The sequence below is a fragment of the Mycobacterium sp. 852002-50816_SCH5313054-b genome, from assembly GCF_001667185.1.
Classification (GTDB): Bacteria; Actinomycetota; Actinomycetes; order Mycobacteriales; family Mycobacteriaceae; genus Mycobacterium.
This window is the reverse complement of the sequence record NZ_LZIC01000109.1, coordinates 1-3403: the sequence shown is the minus strand read 5'-3', so window position 1 is coordinate 3403 and position 3403 is coordinate 1. Positions and strand designations below refer to the sequence as shown.

Genomic DNA, 3403 nt, shown 5'->3' with positions numbered 1-3403 from the left:
CCCCCGTCGCGCCGGGGCCGCCGGCCCCGGACGCGCCGGCGCCCGCGCCGGTGGGCTTCGCCCCGAACGTTGCGCCGCCGCCCGCGGTGCCGGACGCTCTGGCACCGGTTGACGTGCCTGCCGCGCCGGCCCCCGTGGGCTTCGACCCGAACGTTCCGCCGCCCCCGGCGCCGGACGCCCCGCCGCCGCCTCCGCCGGCTCCAGTGGGCTTCGACCCGAACGTGCCGCCGCTGCCGGCGCCGGACGCCCCGCCGCCGCCGCCGGTTCACAAGGCGTACAGCGTGAACTGGGATGCCATCGCGCAGTGCGAGTCGGGTGGCAACTGGGGGATCAGCACCGGTAACGGCTTCGCCGGTGGCTTGCAGTTCACCTCGAGCACCTGGCACGCCAACGGTGGCTCGGGCTCCCCGGCCGGCGCCAGCCGCGAGGAGCAGATCCGGGTGGCCGAGAACGTGCTGCACTCGCAGGGCATCGGCGCGTGGCCGGTCTGCGGTCGGCGCGGCTGACCGCTGTAGACGCACCTCTTGAGGGGTAAGTAATGCCGGGCCCTGCGGCCCGGCATTACTTGTCTCGGGGTCGGGTAGCGTCGGGCCGATGACCGCAACGCCTCGCGAGTTCGACATCGTGTTGTACGGGGCGACCGGCTTCGTCGGGAAGCTGACAGCCGCATACCTGGCCCGCGCCGGAGCGGGCGCGCGGATCGCGCTGGCCGGCAGGTCGCCGGAACGGCTGCGCGCCGTTCGCGACACCCTGGGCGACGCCGCGCAGGGCTGGGCGGTCCTGGCGGCCGACGCCGCCAAGCCGTCGACGCTGGATGAGATGGCCGCCCGGACCCGAGTCGTCGTCACGACGGTCGGGCCCTACAGCCGCTACGGGTTGCCGCTGGTCGCCGCGTGCGCGGCGGCGAGCACCGACTACGCCGACCTGACCGGGGAGGCGACGTTCGTCCGCGAAAGCATCGATCTCCATCACAAGCAGGCCGCCGACACCGGCGCCCGCATCGTGCACTCCTGCGGGTTCGATTCGGTCCCGTCGGATTTGAGCGTCTACGCGCTGTACCGGTCGGCGCAGCGGGACGGTACCGGCGAGCTCGCGGACACGCACCTGGTGGTGCGCTCCATGTCCGGCGGGCTGTCCGGCGGCACCATCGCCTCGGGAGTGGAAATCATGGACACCGCGTCGCGCGACCCCGAGGCGCGCCGCCAGCTGTTCGACCCCTACACGCTGAGCACCGACCGCGGCGCCGAACCCGAACTGGGCCGGCAGCCCGACCTGCCCTGGCATCGTGGGCGCCAGATCGCGCCCGAACTGTCCGGGGTGTGGACCGCCGGGTTCCTGATGGCGCCCTACAACACCCGGATCGTGCGGCGCAGCAACGCGCTGCTGGACTGGGCGTACGGCCGGCGCTTCCGCTACGACGAGAACATGAGCGTCGGATCGTCGGCTCTTGCGCCGATGGCGTCGGCCGTCGTCAGCGGCGTCGGCACCGCGATGCTCGGGCTCGGCAGCCGCTACTTCCGGTTCCTGCCGCGCCGCCTGGTCGAGCGGGTTCTTCCCAAGCCGGGCACGGGTCCGAGCGAGGCGGCGCGCGAGCGCGGCTACTACCGCATCGAGACCTACACCACAACGACCAGCGGCGCCCGCTACGTGGCGCGCATGGAGCAGCAGGGTGACCCCGGTTACAAGGCGACCGCGGTGCTGCTGGGGGAGTGCGGCCTGGCCCTCGCGCTGGACCGGGACAAACTTCCCGACCTGTTCGGCGTGCTGACGCCCGCGACGGCGATGGGAGACGCGTTGCTGGCGCGATTCCCCGCCGCCGGGGTGTCGTTGCGAACCGATCGGCTGGACTGACCCGAAAAGTCAAATCCGGCCTGCCGCAAGGCTGTTGGACGAGACGGCACCGGACTTGGCGTTACATCGCGGTGACGAAGGTGGACACCAATGGCCGGTCTCGATGATCTGTATACGCAAATTCCCACTTCTGAAATCGCAAGCAGGCTCGGCGCCGACGAAGGCGACGTCGATAAGGCCGTTCACACGCTGGTGCCGGCACTGCGCGGCGGCCTGCAGCAGAACTCTCAAGATCCCGAGCACGCGAACAGGATCGAATCCATGGCAACCAGCCACGCCGCCCGCGGCCTGCTCGACGTCGGCGGCGGCGGTGACGACCGTGGGCACCAGGCGGTCGCTGCGCTCTTCGGCGGTAACGACGCCGACCAGGTCGCGTCGGCGCTGGCCGATCGCGGGGCCGGCGACCGTGACTTGCTCACGCAGCTGCTGCCGGTGGTGCTGCCAATCGTGTTGGCATACATCGGGAAACAGCTCGGTTCCGGTGCCGGTGGCAGCGCGCCGCAGAAGAAAGAGGAGGCCTCCAGTGGCGGCCTGGGCGAGGTTCTTGGCAGCATCCTTGGCGGCTCCGGCGGCAAGTCCCTCGGCGGGGTCCCCGGCAACCTCTTGAGCGGCAAGGGCGGCGCACTCGGTGATCTCCTCGGTGGCCTGCTGGGCGGCAAAAAGTAGCGCCGGGCGGGCCGGATTGTTCACGGGCCGTTCCTGGACGGTTCCGGTTGCGTCGAGTTCAAGGGTGTCCAAGACAAACCAACCTGAGTAGGTTCGTCCTTATCGGACAAGGGAAATGACGTCCGACCCCAGTCGGCCGGACGGCGACGACGAGAGGGGAATCACGTGTCAGACACGCTCACCGCAGGACAAAAGCTGGTGCGGGGCGAATCGCTCACCTCCAACAACGGTGCCTATACCCTGACGCTGCAAGACGACGGCAACCTGGTGCTGGCGGCTCGCGGCCAGACCCTCTGGGCCAGCGGGACCGACGGCCAGGACGTGGTGCGCGCCGAGGTGCAACCCGACGGCAACTTCGTCGTGTACACGGCGGACAAACCGGTGTGGCACAGCGACACCCAGGGCAAGCAGGACGTCAAACTCGTGCTGCAGGACGATCGCAACCTGGTGCTGTACGCCGCCGACGGGGCGGCTTGGTCGACCAAGACCGAGACGGATGCCCCACCGCCTCCGGCGGCCGAAACCGCGGCGGCCCCCGAGGAAACGGCCGCCGCCGAGGAACCTGTCGCCGCTGAGGAGCCGGTCGCCGCCGAAACCGCGGCTGAAGAGCCCGCCGCGGAACCTGCCGTTCGGACCTACACCGTGGAATCCGGCGACAGCCTGTGGGCCATCGCGGAGCGCTTCTACGGCGACGGCGGCAAGTACCAGGTGATCGCTGAAGCCAGCGGCATCCCGAACCCCGACCTGATCCAGCCCGGCCAGGTGCTGACCATCCCCTGATCGTCGGGGACCGTCGCGGTCGAATCCGCGTGACCAGCGGATTCGGCCGCTTACACGCGGGCAGACGAGTCTCCCTAGAATTGACCGGTGACCGCCAGCCCCCGCC

4 protein-coding genes are annotated in these 3403 nt (G+C 70.5%); all 4 read left to right on the top strand.

Annotated features, from left to right (window positions below; genetic code table 11):
• Positions 1-50 precede the first annotated feature (50 nt).
• The 4 genes from A5787_RS20380 (at position 51) to A5787_RS20365 (ending at position 3297) form a co-directional block, all read left to right on the top strand.
• The gene (locus A5787_RS20380) at positions 51-506 is read left to right on the top strand and encodes a transglycosylase family protein (RefSeq protein WP_082977346.1); all 456 of its coding nucleotides are present in this window, start codon (positions 51-53) and stop codon (positions 504-506) included.
• Between the two features lie 88 nt (positions 507-594).
• Complete coding sequence (locus A5787_RS20375; RefSeq protein WP_066970326.1) at positions 595-1851, top strand: trans-acting enoyl reductase family protein; 1257 nt, start codon at positions 595-597, stop codon at positions 1849-1851.
• 90 nt (positions 1852-1941) lie between these two features.
• Entirely contained in the window at positions 1942-2517 is a 576-nt protein-coding gene (locus A5787_RS20370; RefSeq protein WP_066970323.1) for a DUF937 domain-containing protein, read from the top strand.
• Between the two features lie 165 nt (positions 2518-2682).
• Positions 2683-3297 (top strand): LysM peptidoglycan-binding domain-containing protein, encoded by a 615-nt coding sequence (locus tag A5787_RS20365; protein ID WP_066970321.1) that lies wholly within the window; start codon positions 2683-2685, stop codon positions 3295-3297.
• Positions 3298-3403 lie beyond the last annotated feature (106 nt).